Below are 16547 nucleotides of genomic sequence, written 5' to 3' on the forward strand. Positions count from 1 at the left end.
GGGTCGACAGGAGAATGCGACTCAAGGCACAGATCACCGTCTGGTTGATCGCCGAACTTCTGACACTAACTATGATTCTCCTTCTTTCGAGCGCTATGCGCGCCTCGGATCAGGACGTGTCCGCGACCGCATTCGGCCTTTATCTTCAATCCAGCCCCGATGCCGCACAAGCAGCGCTCGCATTTTCTGCCCGGCCAACTCCGTATCCGGAATTCGACCCAAGCCACCTGGAGAGGACGATTGTCACTGAAGTGATCACTTCACCACCTTCCCCGTTGCTGAGAGCGTGTAGCAAATATGAAAGCATCATCACGTACATGAAGTGCATCACGGAATATATTCTGGATTCCAAATTATTAAGTTGATTGAAAGTCAATAGAACGGAGCTAGACCGCTTAATAGGGCAATCCCCGAGCCTTTTTTAGGACGGGTGCCTTATTCATGCGTATGTGACCAACGCATACAGTCGTCAATGCCGACGTGCCGCGTCGGCAATGTCAATGCACCATGCTGGAGAACGCCATGAAAGCCATGATTCTGATTCCCGTCGCAGCATTGTCACTGTATGCAATGCAGGTCCACGCCGAAGACGCCAGTACGTCGAGTACGAGTTCCGACAGCAATGCCGCGATGACAACCGACTCCGTCGGCGGAACGACGGCAGGCACCACCAGCGGAGCGAGTGCCGGCAAGACGCGCGCCCAGGTCTATCAGGAGCTGATCCGGGCAAAGCAGGATGGGACACTGGATCGGATTAACGAATTCTATGGCGGAGGAAACTGACGCCTGATCCGAAAGACATCCTGTCAATCTGTGCCACAAGTGCGCACGCCCTCGCAGCGTTGGTTCCTTGATGTCCAAATTGGCGTCGATGCAGACATGGTCACTTCGATTTTCCCAGGTCCTGTCAGAAGGCGAGAAAACTGAATCGACGCCTGATTGCAAGAACAGCACGGTGCGCGTTTTGAGCCAGCGCTTGCCGGGCGCGCCCCGGTGTGTTCGACGATCCTGGATGCGCAATCAGATGCAGCCAGACTGAAATCGATATCCGTATTGATCGTTCTTCATTGAAAGCGCTCTCCGGTGCGTCCGGCAGGCGCACCATGCGGAGCGCTGACATGAATCTTTCATTGCGCAATACGCGACCCAACGCAGTTGTAAGCGGTGATGTCGGCGTCGTATGCACCTTCGCGACATTAATTGCATTTCAAGGCGTCGGCGAACTGCTCGCGCGCATCCTGCACGTGCCAATTCCGGGACCTGTCATCGGCATGGTGCTGCTCACTGCCCTATTGGCGACGGCACCGGCAGTCGGACATCGTCTGGAAAAACCCGCGCTTGGACTTCTGAATCACCTGTCGCTTCTGTTCATCCCAGCCGGTGTGGGTGTCGTCGGACTGTCAGGGGCTTTGAACGGTCAACTGATCGCCATCCTGCTGGCGATCGTCGCTAGCACGGCCCTCTCGGTCGCGGTTACCGGAATTGTGACGTGTGCGCTTTTGCAAAGGCGCAAGCGCGTCGAGCGCTCCGCTGTCCCGTCCGCCAAGGCGCAGCATTAGCAGACACGGCGCGTCATACCATCCGCAAAGGGGCGGTCATGTCCACGCCAGAAATCACCACGCTCGCCCGCACGTACCTGAGCGAATCTCCCGTACCGGCGCTCGCCCTGACGATCGGAGCATATCTGTTTGCGTGCTGGCTTCATGCCCGGTGCCGGAATCATCCGTTCGCGAACCCCGTCGCCATCGCGGTGACGATGTTGATCGTCGTGCTGAAGCTGACGCACATCGACTATCGCGTCTGTTTCGCACAGGCGCAGTTCATTCATTTCCTGCTGGGTCCGGCGATTGTCGCGCTGGCGGTTCCGTTGTACCGGCAGATTCACAAACTGCGAAGTGCGTGTTTCCCGCTACTGTGCGGGTTGCTGGCGGGATCGTCCGTGGCCGTGTTGTCGGCGGTCGCAATCGCATTGCTGTTTCACTGCCAGGCAACGACGGTCGTCTCGCTTGCACCCAAATCGGTCACGGCAGCCATCGCAATGCTGATTTCAATCAGGGTCGGCGGCATTCCCTCGTTGACCGCGGCGATTGTGATCGCCACTGGCATTACGGGAGCCGTGATATCCACACTCATGCTCGGCCTGGTGGGAGTTCGCCGCGACGACGCGCGAGGCTTCGCGATTGGCGTGGCCTCGCACGGCATAGGCACGGCACGGGCGTTCCAGATCAGCGAGGAGGCCGGTGCATTCGCGGGTCTCGGCATGGCCATGAATGGAATCGTATCCGCAGTCGTGTTGCCGTTTGTGCTTCCTGCCCTCATCGCCATGCTGGGCCGGCTGATGACATGAGTAGAAGCGACCATCTGTGGCCACGCGTCATTGGAATAACAGTACGAAGATTCCGGTCACAGTGAGCGTCCGCAACCGGATACCACGTCTTATTGAACCAACGCCTCAGCACCGGCCGGTCCGCCACCGGTGCGTCTGCCGAAACTGTGCGACGGGTGCAGCAGATGGGGACCCGACGCGACACGCTGAAGGAACGATCATGCGCGCACTCGACATCATGACTACGTCCGTCGTTACCGCCACACCAGACATGACGATCCACGACGCCGCGAGACTGTTCGTCGACAACGGTATCAGCGCGATGCCCGTCGTCGACGCGGACGGAAAGGTCATCGGCATCGTCAGCCAGAGGGACCTGCTGCATCGCGTGGAGAACGGCACCGGCCACGGGAAGCGTCAGTGGTGGCTCGAACTCCTGTTGTCGTCGCCACGCGAGCAGGCCGCGAGGTACGTGAAGGAGCACGGTCATGTCGTCGGCGACGTGATGTGCGACCAGGTGATCTCGATTTCAGAGGACTTGCCGCTCGACAAGATCGCCGACCTCATGGAGCGACGGCACCTCAAACGCGTGCCGGTTCTCAGGGACGGCAAGCTCGTCGGCATTGTGAGCCGTTCTAACCTGATCCGCGCACTGGCGAGCGTCACGCCAGCCGTTAATTCAGCTTCACACGACGATGCGAGCCTGCGCGACGCGATCGTTCTGGAAATGCATGGGAAACCCTGGGGGCTGCCGAAACAGGGTGTGCTCGTCAGGGACGGTGTCGCGCATCTGTGGGGCGTCATTGAATCCGAGGAGGAAAAGCGCGCGATTCGCATTGCAGCCGAGGGTGTGCCCGGTATCAAGCGCGTGGAATATCACCTGGACGTGCCGAGCGTAATTCCAACGCTGTAGGTTTGTCGGCGGCGACAGGCCATCGCCGGCCATGCAGATTGCCAATCGTTAGTGTGTAAACGCGATGCGCGACCGCCCCCGCTCGCGCATTCGTTCATATTCGACTGGCAACTACCGCGCAAAGGCCTGATTCCAGAGGGCGATCCAATGATTCATCACAGGAAGGAACTGCTGGGCTTCTGGCGTATATAGCTGCTCGAAACTGAAGCTGTCTCCATACATGTTGGCGCGTTTTGCCTCGGGTAACGCCTCAGCCATCCGAATACCCTTGAGTGTGGCCGGAGGATACCCGAATTGATGCGTAACAGGAAGCTGCGCGGACGGATCGAGACTCATGTTGATGAAGATGTGCGCCAGTTCGAGTTGCTTGCCGCTGACGCCCGATGGAATTTCCCAGGAATCGACACCGACGGGATACGCATAGATGCGGTTGCCAATATGCAGGTTCAGTGGAAAGAAGTCGACCGGCTGCCCTGCGAGCTTGAGTGCGAAGCAACGGCCGTCCGATGTCGGCGCAAGCCAGGCTGCGCCCGATTGAAGCTGCGTCTGCGCGTCGCCCGAAGCGGTATAGAGGGCAAGTGGCTTCATCGTCTTGAGCCTTGCAAACAGCGGCGTGGGATCTGAGAGCGGCACTCGATAGTGTTCGGCGATCGCCTGCATGCCCGTTGACCACCAGAAGTTCGACGGCGTGGGCAAGATGTTGTGGCCGGCGATGGCCGGATTGAACCAGTCGTCCACGCTTTGCGGCAACGGAATGTTATGGGCCTTGTATTGCGCAACATTCACGCATGTGCCGAAGCGGAAAAAGTCGAAAGCCGGCCCGTAGCCGGGCAGTGGCACCGCACCCTGCGCAAGATCTTTGGAATTCGGCAACCTTGAATAGTCGAGCTTCTGGATGGCGCCTGCGGCAATTGCCTGGGCTTGGGTCAAATTCTCCAGCGCGATCACGGAGAACGAAGGCGTCTTGCCTTTCGCGACGAGCGCCTTCGACAGGTTGCCAGTCGACGATCCCGTCACGATCAGCAGCTTCGCACCCGTCTGTTTCTCGAACGGTTCGCCAACGGTCTTCATGTAGATCGCGTTGATATCCGAGTTCACACCGAGCACGGTCAGCGTCATGCCTTTATATTCCTGCGCTGCCACGCCGCCCGCCGCTCCCAGCGCCGACGCCGCCATCGACGCGGCGAGCACGCCTCGCCACAGATTCTTTCTGTTCATCAGCTTTTTCTCCTCGCGCAAAAGCATGAGCATGAGCATGAGGCGCGCGCCCGCGTCAGAGCGGCGCGGCCGACGCCTCGCTCACTGGGTTCGTGAAACGCAACTCGAAGCCGTCCGGGTCGTGCAGCACGAGCGCATCTCGCGTGCCGCGCTCGATTTGCGCCTCGACCCCTGCTATACGCTGCAAGCCATCACGCAACGCATCCATATCCGCGATATCGACCAGATCGAAGGTGAACGATTGCAGACCATTTCTGGCGTCCCTGGACACCTGCACGAGTGTCAGGTCAGGCCTGCCGATACCGCCCGCAAACGTCGCGACGCGCGCGTCGCCATCCTCGCGCCGATCGACCAGCACCAGCCCAGCGACGTCCAGGAAGAACGTGGTCATCGCATCGAAGCTGGATGTGGTCATGGTCGCCCCCGTGAGATGGCTCGGATTGAGCCGCGCACCCGGCACCTTCGAAATGCGCGGCTCAGCGACGTAGTTGCGCGCATCGCTCGGCTCGTCCTTCAAGGGGTCCCATAGTGCCGTGACCTCGTCGTCTCGCTCGAGGTTGTAGACCACGCGCCAGTCCGGTATCGCGTCCGCGTAGAACTCGTGAACGTTCCCGTCCGGATCGGAGACATAGACACTGTGTGAAATCAGATGATCGAGTGTGCGGTACTGCGGCGCGCCGACTTCCAGCGCACGCCGGTAGGCTGATACGAGCTCCGCCTCATTCTCCATTTCCCAGCCGAGATGATTGAGCCCGACGCGCATGCCGCGCGTCTTCGGGATCTGCACAGTGCCGTCGCGCCCGATGCGATCGAAGCCCTTCGACGTCTCGATCAGCCCCACATCGTGATGCGTGTTGCCGTTCGAATGAAAGCCGATCAGGATGTCGCGCTCGCGCCGCACCAGCGCGATGCCGCACACAGTCTCGTAAAAGCGGATGGAACGCTCCAGATCGTGGACCCAAAGGTTCACGTGTCCGAGCCGCCGTGGATGAAATTGGATCGTCATGACCGTTCCTCGATTCGTGTCAGAGCGGCACGCCGATGTTCCATAGCACCGTGTCGCAGTTCACCAGATGCACCACCTTGCGCTCGATGCACCACTCGCCGTCCTGTTTGACTAGCGTGTGCTCGTATTCGCCGCCGAACATGCGCTGCTCGCGCAGACGATGCTCGAAGAGCACGAACTTGGTTCGGGTAACGATGCGGTCGTCCTGCGCGGGCTCGCCCTGTTGCACGGGCGTGGCCAGCACGCGTACCTGACGCACGGGCGGGTTCTGCGAAAACATCTTCGGATGACCCAGACGCCACACGCGATCCTCGAGAATCGAGCGATCGTCGTAGAAGAGCGAGATGCGCTCCTCCGGGTTGGAATCGCCTGCTTCGGCGGGCACCCAATACACGGCGTCGCGCGTGTAGAGCGCGAGCCACGCGTCGAATTCACGCGCATCGAGCAGATCGGCTTCGAGCATCAGAAAGGCCAGGACGTCGGCGGGCGCAGGAACGGGCAGCTTCGGACGGTGCATCGCAGGCGCGTGCTGCGCATTCTGTTCGGGCAGAGCGGTTTGCATCACATCGCCTCCGACATCAATGCTTTCCAGTATCTGAACTGCGCACGCATCCCCGTCTCCCACGTCGCGTAACCGACTTTTTCGTCGGGATACGGCCCCTCCCACTCGCGCCCGTAGCCGCGCGCGAGCATGACCCAGTCCGGCTTGCCGGCCTGCAATCCCTCGAAGACGCGCTCGAAGATCTCGAGATCGTCGGTCTGCACGAAGGAGCTGACGGACACGTGAACGTTGGCATAGCGCACGATCCCCTTGTTGACCTGATCGGGGACGCCCTTCACCTGCATCGGCCACACGAGCACCTCGGTTTCGTCGACGGCAATCGGGCGGACCACGCGAATGTGCATGTTGCCGCTTACGCGCACGATCAGGCTCGGATAGAACACCGCATTGCTCATGTTGCTGTTGGCGATGATGTCGAGCGCCTTCTGCTCGCCATGACGATCGATGAGCGCCTGACGATATTCCGGTACTTCGAGTTCGCTGCGCCGCGTGGCGTCCGGAATCGTCAGAAAAGCCTGGCCGTAACGCGCGCCGTGCACTTCGCCGTGATCGTAGTGCGATTTCGCGTCAGCCTGATTCGGGTCCTTGTCGCTCAGCACCTTGTAGCCGGTTTTCGCTGCGTAGGCGCGCTGCAATTGCTGTCCGCCCGGACGCACCGTCGATGCATGTGAGAACGGCGGATGATATTCATCGAGGCCGTTTTCCAGCTGCATTTTCCAGTTGCCCTTGTAGCGATACCGGTGCACGCCAGCCGAGACGAATACTTCACCCGTGGGCGAGCGGTCGAGCAGATTGTCGATGCCGTCCTTGAGCGGTCCGATATAGTCGACCAGAGAAGGACCGCTTTCGGCAGCGCTTGCAAATACGAAACCGCGATAGTTCTCGACGCGGGCCACGCGCGCAAGCGACAGATTCTCCCCTTCGAGAAATGCGTCGTCGTAAGCGTTGCGAAACGGAATGCCCGACAGCTCGCCGTCGATGCGAAAGTTCCAGCCGTGATAGGGGCAAGCGAAGCGATGCGTGTTGCCCTCCGATTCCCGGCATACGATCGCGCCGCGATGCGGACAGCGGTTGTACAGCACGTTGATCGAGCCATCCGCCGCACGCACGACAATCACCGGCTGCCTGCCGATCGCCGACGTCACAAAATCGCCCGCTCGCGGAATCTGACTTTCGTGCGCCATGAAGATCCACGCACGGCCAAACACCCGTTCCATCTCCAGATCGAAAATCGCTTCGTCCGTATAGACCTTTGCGCGTACACGGTCGTCTTGCACGAGATCGTCGATCGTGGTCCGCGCGTCTGTCGTGCTGCGCGGACGTTCGAGCTTCACTACCTGTTGCATGTTGTCCTCCGATCGCTTACGACGCGGCTATGCGATGCGTTCGCCGACCGCGCCTTCATCCAGAAAGGTATTCACCGCGCGGTTGAATGCATCCGCGCATTCGAGAAACGGCAAATGCCCGCACTGCGCAAAACGCAGCATTTGCGCATCGCGCATGCGCAGACCGCCGGCGCGATGTGCGGCATACGAGGTCCGTGTATCTTCGTCGCCGATCACGATGAGCGTGGGCATCGTCAAACGTTCGAGAAACGGATAGGCGGAACACTCCGGGTCGCCGATGGTGTCGCTGAGTCCTTCGACGATGCGCCGGTAAGCCTCGCCCGCGCCGGGCAGCGCATACGCGCTCAGATGCGCGAGCAGGATGTCGTCCGCCGCCGGCGCGGCGAAGCACGTATTGGCGATGCGCGAGCGCAGCGTGTCGATCGACGGATCGGCGTAGACGCGCGAACCGTTCGCATACACGCGTTGCAGGACGGCAGGTTGTCCCGACGGCTCGTTGAAGACCGAACCCGTGCCGATCAGCACGAGGCGTTCGACCCGCGCGGGCTCGTGCAATGCGACCAGCGCGGCAACGATTCCACCGAGCGAACTGCCGAGAATGGAGAAGCGCTCGAAACCGAGATGCGACGCGAGCGCGCTCACATGACGCGCCATCGCGACCTGCGGCGCGGGGCGCCATTGCGCCGGCGCTTCAGAAAAGCCCTGGCCGGGCAGATCGAGGGCGACCACGGTGCGCGCATGCGACAGCGCATCGATATTGCGCGCGTAGATCTCGGCGGGATAGCCGACGGGATGCACGAGCATCAACAGCGGGCCGCTCCCCGCAATGAAATAACGGGTCAGCAAACCGTCGATGCGGGCAAACTGTGCTTTCATCATTGCTCCCTTTTCCTCCGCCCTATTCCGCCACGTCCGCGGGCTCCTGCACTCTCAGCAGAATCAGCATCAGCACGGCGATGCACAGCAGCAGCGTGCCCGTGCCACTTTCGCCGCGCACGCATTCAATGACGCCCACGGCGAGGGTCATCAGGTGTGCGGCGATCAACGTGCGCTCGAGCATCGCGGACTCGCTCAGATGACCGGGTTCTCGAGCACGCCGACAGGCTCAAGCATCACGCACACCGAATCGCCTGCCCGCAGATAGCGCGGCGGATCGAAGCCAAGGCCGACACCCGCCGGCGTGCCCGTCGCGATGATGTCGCCGGGCACGAGCGAGATCGAGCGGCCGATCGTGCGGATGAGCGTCGGGATATCGAAGATCAGGTCCGCCAGGCTCGCATGCTGACGACGCTCGCCGTTCACCTCGCAGGCAATCGTCAGTGAGCCGACGTCGTGCACCTCGTCGGCCGTGACGAGCGTCGGGCCCATCGGGCAGAAGCCGTCGATGCCCTTGCCCAGCAACCACTGGCTATGCTGTTTCTGCAGTCCGCGCGATGTCACATCGTTCACGAGCGTATAACCGAACACGAACGACATCGGATCGTCGCTGGCGCTCACGCGCCCTGCCTTGCCGATGACCACGGCAAGCTCGGCTTCGTAATCCACCGACGCCATCGGATCGAGCGACGAATCGATCGCGTCGCCGGGTCCGCTCACCGCGCCCGGCGGCTTCGAGAACACGATCGGCACCGTGGGCACCGCGCCTTGCGCCGCACTCGAATCGAAGCCGCTTCCGGCGAACTCGCGTGCATGGTCGTGATAATTCTTGCCGACGCACCACACATTGCGGCGCGGTTGCGGCAGCGGCGCGAGCAGCTTCGTATCGGCAAGCGGCAGCGTCGTGCGAGCTTCCCGCACCGCGGCGCCAATCTCACCGGCAAGGCGCGGCCAGTCGTCGATCAGCCCGTTCATGTCGCGACCGCCCGCTGCGTCGTGCAGATCGATCACGCGATCGCCTGCAAGCGCGCCCACACGCGACCCATCTGCATGCCTAAACGTTATCAACTTCATATGTGCTTCTCCAGTTCCTCGATGATGTAATGGTTCAGTCGCGGGCGCGCACGATCGCTTCCACTTCGAGCCGGAACTCCGGCTTGACCAGGCGATTGATGATCAGCAGCGTGTTCGGCGCGAATGCTTTTGTGCGGAACTTCGTCGGAAAATATTCGGCGCGCAGCCGCATGAAGTGCGGGATGTCGTCGGCGCTCACCAGATAGGTCGTGAATTTCGCGATGTCGTTGAAGTCGCAGCCGACTGCCGCGAGCACGTCGCTCAGGTTCTTGAATACCTGGCGAAACTGCGCATCGAAATCGCCCTCGCCTACCACGCCGCCGTCCGCGCCCACCGCGAGTTGCCCGGCGACGTAATACATCTCGCCGGCTTTCACCCGCGTCATATGCGAGTACAGCCCTTGAGCAGGACATGCAGATTCGGGATTCAGATATTCCAGGTTGGTTGTCGTCATGGTCGTAGAGTCGGTTGTACTAGCGGTTGAGTTGAAAGCGCCGCGCATCTCACATCCGCGGCTTGAGCGCCCGTTCGCGCAGAACCTGCAGCAGGCGGCGCGAGGTGCTCTCGACGTGACGCCGGCTCAGTTCGGCGAGGCCATCGGCGTCGCCTGCCTTGAAAGCCTCGAAGATTTGCCGATGTTCCACCTCGGACGATTCGAACGAACGCGTCATCGATACCTCGATATTCACGTAGGGTTCGACCGAATCGCGCAGATTGTTGGCCACCCTCACGAGCGTGCGCCGATGGCTCGACGCGATGATCCGCTGATGAAACTGATAGTTGAGCGAGGTCCATTGCTGCGCGTAGTCCGCACGCGTCGCATCGAGCCGGTGCATGCGGTCGAGCAGTTCGCCGACGGCCGCGATATCCGTCTGGTTGCGGGCGCGTGCGGCCACCGCGCCCGCGTGCTGCTCGATTACCATGCGCAACTCGAACACGTCTACGATGGCGCTGGCATCGAGTTCCGCGACCGCGTAGCCGCGCCGCGGCCGCTGCTCGATCAGTCCTTCGGCTTCCAGCCGCGTCAGCGCCTCGCGCAGCGGCACGCGGCTCACGTTGAAACGGCGCGCGAGTTCTTCCTGGCGCAGCGGCTGTCCCGACGGCAACACGCCCGCCACGATCTCCGCGTGCAACTGCCGGTAGATAACCGAAGGCAAGAGCCCTGGCGTGATCTCCGCGAGATCGCTCAGCATGCTCAGCGGGCGAACATCGTGTTCCATTGCGCTATCCATTGATTCAGATACGGCAACAGCTTTTGCGGATCGGGCGAGTACATTTGATCGAACGAGAAATGTTCTCCATACATGTTCACCCGCTTCGCTTCGGGCAAGTCCATTGCCATCTTGAGGCCGGCATTCGTGGTGGGCGGATAGCCGAACTTGCGAGCTATGACGAGTTGCGCCTCCGGCGTCAGGCTGGCGTCGATGAACTTGTGCGCGAGCGCCAGTTCCTTGCCGCTCACACCGGACGGGATCTGCCACGTATCGACGCCGAAAGCCCAGCCATAGGTCTTGCCGTCGATCTGCAGATTCAGCGGTACGAACTCGACCGGCTGGCCTGCGAGTTTCATCGCGTAGCAGCGGCCGTCCGAAGTGGGCGCGAGCCACGCGGCGCCGGATTGAAGTTGTGCCTGCGCGTCGCCCGACGCGGTGTAGAGGCTGGTCGGCTTCATGGCCTGCAGCCGGGTGAAAAGCGGCTTTGGCCCGGCAAGCGGCAGCTTGTCGCTTTCGGCGAGCGCCTGCATGCCCGTGGCCCACCAGAAGTTCGACGGCGTCGGCAGGATCGTATGGCCCGCGACGGCCGGGTCGAACCAGCCATCCACGCCCGTCGGAATCTTGATGTTGTGCGCCTTGTACTGCGCGACGTTGATGCAGGTGCCGAAGCGGAAGAAGTCGAAGCTTGGCCCGTAGCCCGCCACCGGCACGGCGCCTTTGGCAAGGTCCTTCGAACGCGGCATCTGCGTGTAATCGAGCTTTTGCACCGCACCGGCCTTGATCGCCTGCGCGAGCGCGAGGTCTTCCAGCGCGATCACCTGGAAGCTCGGCGTGCGGTTCTTCGCGACCAGCGCCTTCGACAGATTGTCGTTCGACGAACCGGTTGCGATCACCAGCTTCGCCCCTGTCTCTTTCTCGAATTGCGCGCCGTACGTTTGCATGTATATCTGGTTCAGATCGGAGTTCACGCCGAGCACGGTCAACGTCATTCCCTTGAACTCCTGGGCGTGCGCGGCGCCGGCGGCAAACGCGCAGGTGAGCATCAAATACAACCGGCGTCTTGCTCTGGACATTTGGCAAACTCTCCGAATCAGCGAATGTGGTTGAGATGACGCATAAGTGCACTAACGGGTTGCGACGGCGCGAATGCCGATCACGCGGCCGAGCACGAACGTGACGGCGACCGAGAGCGCGACCGTCAACGCAGCCGCGGCGAAAATGACGGGTGACGCCGATAGTTCGATGGCCGAGAACAACGTGACGGGCAAGGTCGAGCTTGTCGAATCGGCCGACAGGAAAAGCGACAGCGTCACGTTGTCGAACGACACGACGAACGCAAGAATGAAACTCGCGGTGAGCGCGGGCCGCACCAGCGGCAGCGTCACCGAACGGAACGTCTTCAGGGACGATGCGCCGAGTCCGGTCGACGCTTCTTCGAGCGCCGGGTCAATCGCGGCGATGCGCGCGAGCGTCGTGCCGACGATATAAGGCGCAACGAGTATCGTGTGCGCGATCACGAGGCCGGTGAAGCCGCCGATCGACAGATGCTCGTTCCACGCCGACAGCTCCGCGTAGTACTGGTACATGCCGACCGACAACACGATTTGCGGCACCTGCAACGGGCTGCGAAACAGCGCCTCGAACACGCCGCGTCCGGGCAATGCGCCGCGCACCAGCGCGAATGACGCCGGCACGGCGATCAGCGAGCCGATCAGCGCAGCGGCAAGCGCGACCTCGATACTGGTGTAGAACGCCTGATACCAGATGTCCGGAATCTGCCGGAACGATTCCAGGCTCCAATGCTGCGGCGGGAACATGATGAGCGGCGGCGCGTTGAACGCCGTGCCGATCACGGAGACGAGCGGCGCAATCAGAAAGAGCACGGTCGCGGCGAGGAGCACGCGCACGCCCCAGCGGCACGCGAAATCGCCGGCGCGCGATAGCGTGCCGACCCTGAACGGCACGCGTTCACGCGAGAGCGGATGCAGACGCGGCGCGGTGCTCACGATGCGGCTCCTGCAAGTGTGGGTTTGGCGCGACGTGAGCGGATCACCAGCCGGGCGAGCGCCGTGACGGCGAGTGTGAGCACGATCAGCACGGCCGATAGCGCCGCCGAGCGCGGATAGTCGAACACCGTCAGCAACTGGTCGCGAATCGCGAGCGACACCAGTGCGACGCGTCCGCCGCCGAGCAACGCGGGCGTCGTAAAGATCGACGTGGTGGTCGCAAAGACGATGAGCGCGATCGACAATGCGCTGCGATACGTCTGCGGCACGATCACCGACCAAAAGGTGCGCCACTGCGAAGCGCCCAAACCTGTCGACGCTTCGAGCTGGCGCGCCGGTATGGCTTCGCAGGCGGGCAGCAATCCCAGCACGGCGACGGGGACGGCGCCATGAATCGTACCGACTGCGATGGCAGCGAAATTCGAACCCAGCGGCAGCGGCGACGCGATGACGCCGAGTCCGAGCAGCACGCGGTTGAACGCTCCGTTCGAACCGAGCAGCGTCTGCCAGCCAAGCGCAAGCGCCACTGCGCTGCTGAACATCACGCCGACCACCAGCGCGAACAGGGGTCGCCCGAGGCGCGGCGAATGTGCGATCGCATAGGCAACCGGAAACGCGAGGACGACGCTCGCGGCGCCCGTCAGCGCGCTCAGTTCCAGCGTATTGACGATCGCACGCGTGAAATAGCCGTCGCTGGCAATCGCGGCATAATTCGCGAACGTCACTGCGCTGTCGAAGCTGCCCGGCCCTGTCGAGCGAAACACGCTCACCACGAGAAACGTGAACTGCGGGAACACAAAGAAGATCAGATACGCGACGATCAGTGGGGCGATGCCGTAACGCCAGCGCTTGCTATGCATGGCCGGCTCCCTGTCGGTTCGGCTCGACGCCGCATTCGAGCGGCACCAGACGCAGTGGCACGCCTTTGCACGGAAGCCCGCCTGTGTTTTCGGCGATCACGTGCGCTTCGGCAAGCGCCCAGCGAATCCACACGGGCTGATCGGGGACCATCTCGCCGCTCGGGTCCACAGCCAGTACTTCGTGCTTGCCGGCGCGGATCGACACCATGAGGCTCATGCCGGCGAAGCGCCTCGAGACCACGACGCCTTCGCTCCAGCCGGGCGCCGCGTCGGCGCGCACCTGCACGACCTCAGGCCGCAAGGAAACGAACAGATGGCCGACCTCCGCCGGGAGCGGCCGATCCAGCGCGAAACGCGCAGCCTGTCCCGGCAGGGCGATCGACTGTGCGCGTGCTTCGTCGAGCGGAATCTCCATTAGCGAACTGCTGCCCACGAAGCGCGCCGTGAAGCTGCAGTTCGGCGCGAGATAGACCTGACGCGGCCGGTCGCTCGACACGATGTCGCCGCGGTTCATCACCATGATGCGGTCCGACATCGTGAAGGCCTCGCCCTGATCGTGCGTGATATAGAGCGTGCTGATGTTGAACTGCTGCTGGATGCGGCGAATCTCCACCTGCATCTGTTCGCGCAAGCGCAAGTCCAGCGCAGCGAGCGGTTCGTCCATCAGCAGCAGGTCGGGCCGCACGACGAGTGCGCGAGCCAGTGCGACGCGCTGCTGCTGCCCCCCGCTCATTTCATGTGGATAGCGCCCTTCGAAGCCGCCGAGGTGCATCGCGTCGACGATCTCCGCAACCCGCTCCTGCAACTCGGCCTGCGCGACACCGCGCGTCTTCAGGCCGTACGCGATGTTCTGAAAGAGCGTCATGTGCGGAAACAGCGCATAGCTCTGGAACACCATCCCGCAGTTGCGCAGCCTGGGCGATACGCCGATCATGCTGCGCGCGCCGATGCGGATGTCGCCCGCTTCAGGCTGCACGTAACCCGCCACCGCGCGCAGCACGCTCGTCTTGCCGGAGCCCGAGGGTCCGAGCAGCGTAACGAACTCGCCGTGTCCGATCGTGAAGTTCACGCCGTTGACGACAGGCTTGCCACCGTACCCAATCACGAGATCCTGCACAGTGAGCGCATTGCCCGCGACGCTGGCGGCCCCCGCCGCATCGCCCGCCCGCTGCGCCGCGCCGCTACTCAGCCCTACAGGCCCGACTGCGCCGGCACTTGCGCTCACAGCACGCCAGGCAGTTTTCAGGAACAGTGGCTTGAACATGGGCTGACCTCAGAAGGGCTGCGTTAGCGTCGTGAATGCGTGATCGCAATTGGTCAGGTCGACGCGCTTCATGCGAATGCGCCACCCGTCGCCATCGCGTTTGAGGAAGTGCGTGTAGGTGCCTCCGTAGACGTGGCGTGCCGTCGCAGCACGATCCTCGAGCATGACGAACTTGCTCTGCACGCGGTAGTCCGCGCCGAATTCATCCGTTGGCTCTACCCAGAAGTTGCCGATCACGCGCACGGTCGCCGAGGCGGGAATCTGGCTATGGATCTCAGGGTGCAGCAGCCGCTGGACGCGGGTCTGAAGCGCCACCGGTTCGTCGTAGAACAACGATACGTAACGGGTCGGGTCCGTGTGGGCTTGCGACGCAGGCACCCAGTAGCAGCCGTCGGCGCCAAACAGCGCATGCCACGCGCGGAATTCACGCGCATCGAGCAGGCGAGCCTCGTGTTCGACGAAACGGATCAGTCGCTGCGACAAGGCCGCGTCGATGGCGGGCGCTTCGGTGATGTGAGTCGGCATACTGGCTCCTTGCGCTTATGCAGTCATCAGATCGCGCCACGCATAGTGACGCATGCGTTGTCCCACTTCGCTCGCGCGCGGGCCGAAGAACACCCCATTGCCTTCGTCGATCTCATCGCCGTAGCCGCGCGCGACGAGCACCCATTCGGGCCCGGGTGCGGCAAGCCCCTCCTGCTGACGCCGGAACGCTTCGAGATCGTCGGTCTGGATGAACGAGGCCGCCGAGTGCGTGATGTTGCAGAACTGGATGATCTGCTTGTTCAATTCTTCGGGTGCGCCTTTCAGACGAACCGGGTATACGCGTACTTCGGTGCGGTTCCACGCGATCGGGATCACGACCCGCACGGCCGTCTGCACCATCAGGATGTCCAGGTTCGGAAACAGCGTCATGCTGTGACGGCGGTTCTTCAGGATGTCGTCGGTTTTCTGCTGGCCATGCAGGGCGATCAGGCTTGCGCGGTATTCGTCGATCACGCCGCCGCGTTGATGCGTTTCGGCGCCGCCCTGCGTATCGCCGAACAGGCTCGCTTCGGAGCTGTGTCCGTTGGCGAAGCCGCGCACGCCCGTCTTGATCGCGACGGGTTCGCCGTCGGCGCCAAGGAACGCGGCGCGGCCGCCCGCCTCGCCGGGCCGGCGCTTGAACTGCAGACCGTCTTCGTCGACGGTGGACATGTGGCAGGCCACCGGGTGGTACATGTCGGCGAGATTGTCCATCTGCAGTTTCCAGTTGCCGTCGTACACGTAACGATGGCAGCCTGCCGAGAGCTCGATCGCGCCGTCCGGCGAGCGATCGACGATCTCGTCGATGCCGCGTGCCGCTTCGCCCAGATAATCGGCCAGCGGCCCGACCTCGGGATTCAGGCTCGCGAACACGAACCCGCGATAGTTCTCGACGCGCGGCAGCGCACCCATGCCCGCTTCCCTGCGATCCAGGCACTGTTCCGGAAAGTCCTTGTGCAACGGCACGCCCTTCAGTTCGCCGTCGAGTCCGAAGCCCCAGCCGTGATACATGCACACGAGCACCTTCGCGTTGCCCGATTCGCTGTTCACCACTTTCGCTCCGCGATGACTGCAGCGGTTGAAGATCACGTTGATCGCGCCGTTCATGCCGCGCGTCATCACGACAGGCATGCGCGCGATGTCGGTACAGAAGTAGTCGCCGGGATTCGGCACCTGGCTTTCGTGTCCGACGAACACCCAGACACGCCCGAAGATCTTCTCCATCTCGATCTCGAAGATCATCGGGTCCGTATAGATGCTGCCGTGCACGCGGTCGTCGCGCACCAGCGAGCGCAGATAGTCGTTGTCGTAGCTCATCCTTGTTCCCTCACGCGCCATCGCGCGCTCTCCGGTTTGC

Annotated in this window: 21 protein-coding genes; 5 read left to right on the forward strand and 16 right to left on the reverse strand. The window is 62.3% G+C overall.

What is annotated here, in order from left to right; genetic code table 11:
* The first annotated feature begins 14 nt into the window (after positions 1-14).
* Together BN2476_RS13115 and BN2476_RS13120 are read left to right on the forward strand one after the other, a co-directional pair.
* Positions 15-365, forward strand: a complete 351-nt coding sequence (locus BN2476_RS13115) for a hypothetical protein (RefSeq protein ID WP_087734608.1) — start codon at positions 15-17, stop codon at positions 363-365.
* Between the two features lie 157 nt (positions 366-522).
* Entirely contained in the window at positions 523-783 is a 261-nt protein-coding gene (locus BN2476_RS13120) for a DUF4148 domain-containing protein (protein ID WP_160111703.1), read from the forward strand.
* Between the two features lie 124 nt (positions 784-907).
* Here the strand turns inward: BN2476_RS13120 and BN2476_RS46450 are convergent, their stop codons facing one another.
* Positions 908-1120, reverse strand: a complete 213-nt coding sequence (locus BN2476_RS46450) for a hypothetical protein (protein ID WP_160111704.1) — start codon at positions 1118-1120, stop codon at positions 908-910.
* Between BN2476_RS46450 and BN2476_RS13125 the strand changes: the two genes are divergently transcribed.
* The 3 genes from BN2476_RS13125 (at position 1119) to BN2476_RS13135 (ending at position 3239) form a co-directional block, all read left to right on the forward strand.
* Entirely contained in the window at positions 1119-1559 is a 441-nt protein-coding gene (locus BN2476_RS13125) for a CidA/LrgA family protein (RefSeq protein WP_160111705.1), read from the forward strand. The genes BN2476_RS46450 and BN2476_RS13125 overlap by 2 nt on opposite strands.
* 38 nt (positions 1560-1597) lie before the next feature.
* Positions 1598-2347 (forward strand): LrgB family protein, encoded by a 750-nt coding sequence (locus BN2476_RS13130; protein ID WP_087734611.1) that lies wholly within the window; start codon positions 1598-1600, stop codon positions 2345-2347.
* A gap of 199 nt (positions 2348-2546) precedes the next feature.
* Positions 2547-3239 (forward strand): CBS domain-containing protein, encoded by a 693-nt coding sequence (locus tag BN2476_RS13135; protein WP_087734612.1) that lies wholly within the window; start codon positions 2547-2549, stop codon positions 3237-3239.
* Positions 3240-3350: 111 nt separating this feature from the next.
* Here the strand turns inward: BN2476_RS13135 and BN2476_RS13140 are convergent, their stop codons facing one another.
* The 15 genes from BN2476_RS13140 to BN2476_RS13205 are packed head-to-tail and all read right to left on the reverse strand — an operon-like array spanning position 3351 to position 16507.
* The gene (locus BN2476_RS13140) at positions 3351-4457 is read right to left on the reverse strand and encodes an extracellular solute-binding protein (RefSeq protein WP_160111706.1); all 1107 of its coding nucleotides are present in this window, start codon (positions 4455-4457) and stop codon (positions 3351-3353) included.
* A 55-nt stretch (positions 4458-4512) separates the two neighbouring features.
* Complete coding sequence (locus BN2476_RS13145; RefSeq protein WP_087734614.1) at positions 4513-5463, reverse strand: VOC family protein; 951 nt, start codon at positions 5461-5463, stop codon at positions 4513-4515.
* Positions 5464-5482: 19 nt separating this feature from the next.
* Positions 5483-6025, reverse strand: coding sequence for an aromatic-ring-hydroxylating dioxygenase subunit beta (locus BN2476_RS13150; protein WP_087734615.1), 543 nt, complete (start codon positions 6023-6025; stop codon positions 5483-5485).
* The gene (locus BN2476_RS13155; protein ID WP_087734616.1) at positions 6025-7371 is read right to left on the reverse strand and encodes an aromatic ring-hydroxylating oxygenase subunit alpha; all 1347 of its coding nucleotides are present in this window, start codon (positions 7369-7371) and stop codon (positions 6025-6027) included. Before BN2476_RS13155 ends, BN2476_RS13150 begins: the two co-directional genes overlap by 1 nt.
* Positions 7372-7398: 27 nt before the next feature.
* Positions 7399-8250 (reverse strand): alpha/beta fold hydrolase, encoded by an 852-nt coding sequence (locus BN2476_RS13160; RefSeq protein ID WP_087734617.1) that lies wholly within the window; start codon positions 8248-8250, stop codon positions 7399-7401.
* 19 nt (positions 8251-8269) lie between these two features.
* Complete coding sequence (locus BN2476_RS46455; RefSeq protein WP_160111707.1) at positions 8270-8431, reverse strand: hypothetical protein; 162 nt, start codon at positions 8429-8431, stop codon at positions 8270-8272.
* A gap of 11 nt (positions 8432-8442) precedes the next feature.
* A complete protein-coding gene (locus tag BN2476_RS13165; RefSeq protein ID WP_087734618.1) occupies positions 8443-9321 on the reverse strand; it encodes a fumarylacetoacetate hydrolase family protein in 879 nt (292 codons plus the stop codon).
* Positions 9322-9355: 34 nt separating this feature from the next.
* On the reverse strand, positions 9356-9775 hold the full coding sequence (locus BN2476_RS13170) for a RidA family protein (protein WP_087734619.1): 420 nt from the start codon (positions 9773-9775) through the stop codon (positions 9356-9358).
* A 49-nt stretch (positions 9776-9824) separates the two neighbouring features.
* Positions 9825-10541: a GntR family transcriptional regulator gene (locus BN2476_RS13175; protein WP_160111708.1), complete on the reverse strand. Its 717-nt coding sequence runs from the start codon at positions 10539-10541 to the stop codon at positions 9825-9827.
* Positions 10517-11608 carry an extracellular solute-binding protein gene (locus BN2476_RS13180; RefSeq protein WP_087734621.1) on the reverse strand — a complete coding sequence of 364 codons (1092 nt, stop codon included), beginning with the start codon at positions 11606-11608 and terminating at the stop codon, positions 10517-10519. The genes BN2476_RS13175 and BN2476_RS13180 overlap by 25 nt, the downstream gene beginning before the upstream one ends.
* Positions 11609-11659: 51 nt before the next feature.
* Complete coding sequence (locus BN2476_RS13185; protein ID WP_087734622.1) at positions 11660-12541, reverse strand: ABC transporter permease; 882 nt, start codon at positions 12539-12541, stop codon at positions 11660-11662.
* Positions 12538-13401 (reverse strand): ABC transporter permease, encoded by an 864-nt coding sequence (locus BN2476_RS13190; RefSeq protein WP_087734623.1) that lies wholly within the window; start codon positions 13399-13401, stop codon positions 12538-12540. The genes BN2476_RS13185 and BN2476_RS13190 overlap by 4 nt, the downstream gene beginning before the upstream one ends.
* Positions 13394-14665, reverse strand: coding sequence for an ABC transporter ATP-binding protein (locus tag BN2476_RS13195; RefSeq protein WP_087734624.1), 1272 nt, complete (start codon positions 14663-14665; stop codon positions 13394-13396). Before BN2476_RS13195 ends, BN2476_RS13190 begins: the two co-directional genes overlap by 8 nt.
* A gap of 9 nt (positions 14666-14674) precedes the next feature.
* Complete coding sequence (locus BN2476_RS13200; RefSeq protein ID WP_087734625.1) at positions 14675-15190, reverse strand: aromatic-ring-hydroxylating dioxygenase subunit beta; 516 nt, start codon at positions 15188-15190, stop codon at positions 14675-14677.
* A gap of 15 nt (positions 15191-15205) precedes the next feature.
* The gene (locus BN2476_RS13205) at positions 15206-16507 is read right to left on the reverse strand and encodes an aromatic ring-hydroxylating oxygenase subunit alpha (protein ID WP_087734626.1); all 1302 of its coding nucleotides are present in this window, start codon (positions 16505-16507) and stop codon (positions 15206-15208) included.
* Positions 16508-16547 lie beyond the last annotated feature (40 nt).

The sequence above is a fragment of the Paraburkholderia piptadeniae genome, assembly GCF_900007165.1.
Lineage (GTDB): Bacteria > Pseudomonadota > Gammaproteobacteria > Burkholderiales > Burkholderiaceae > Paraburkholderia > Paraburkholderia piptadeniae.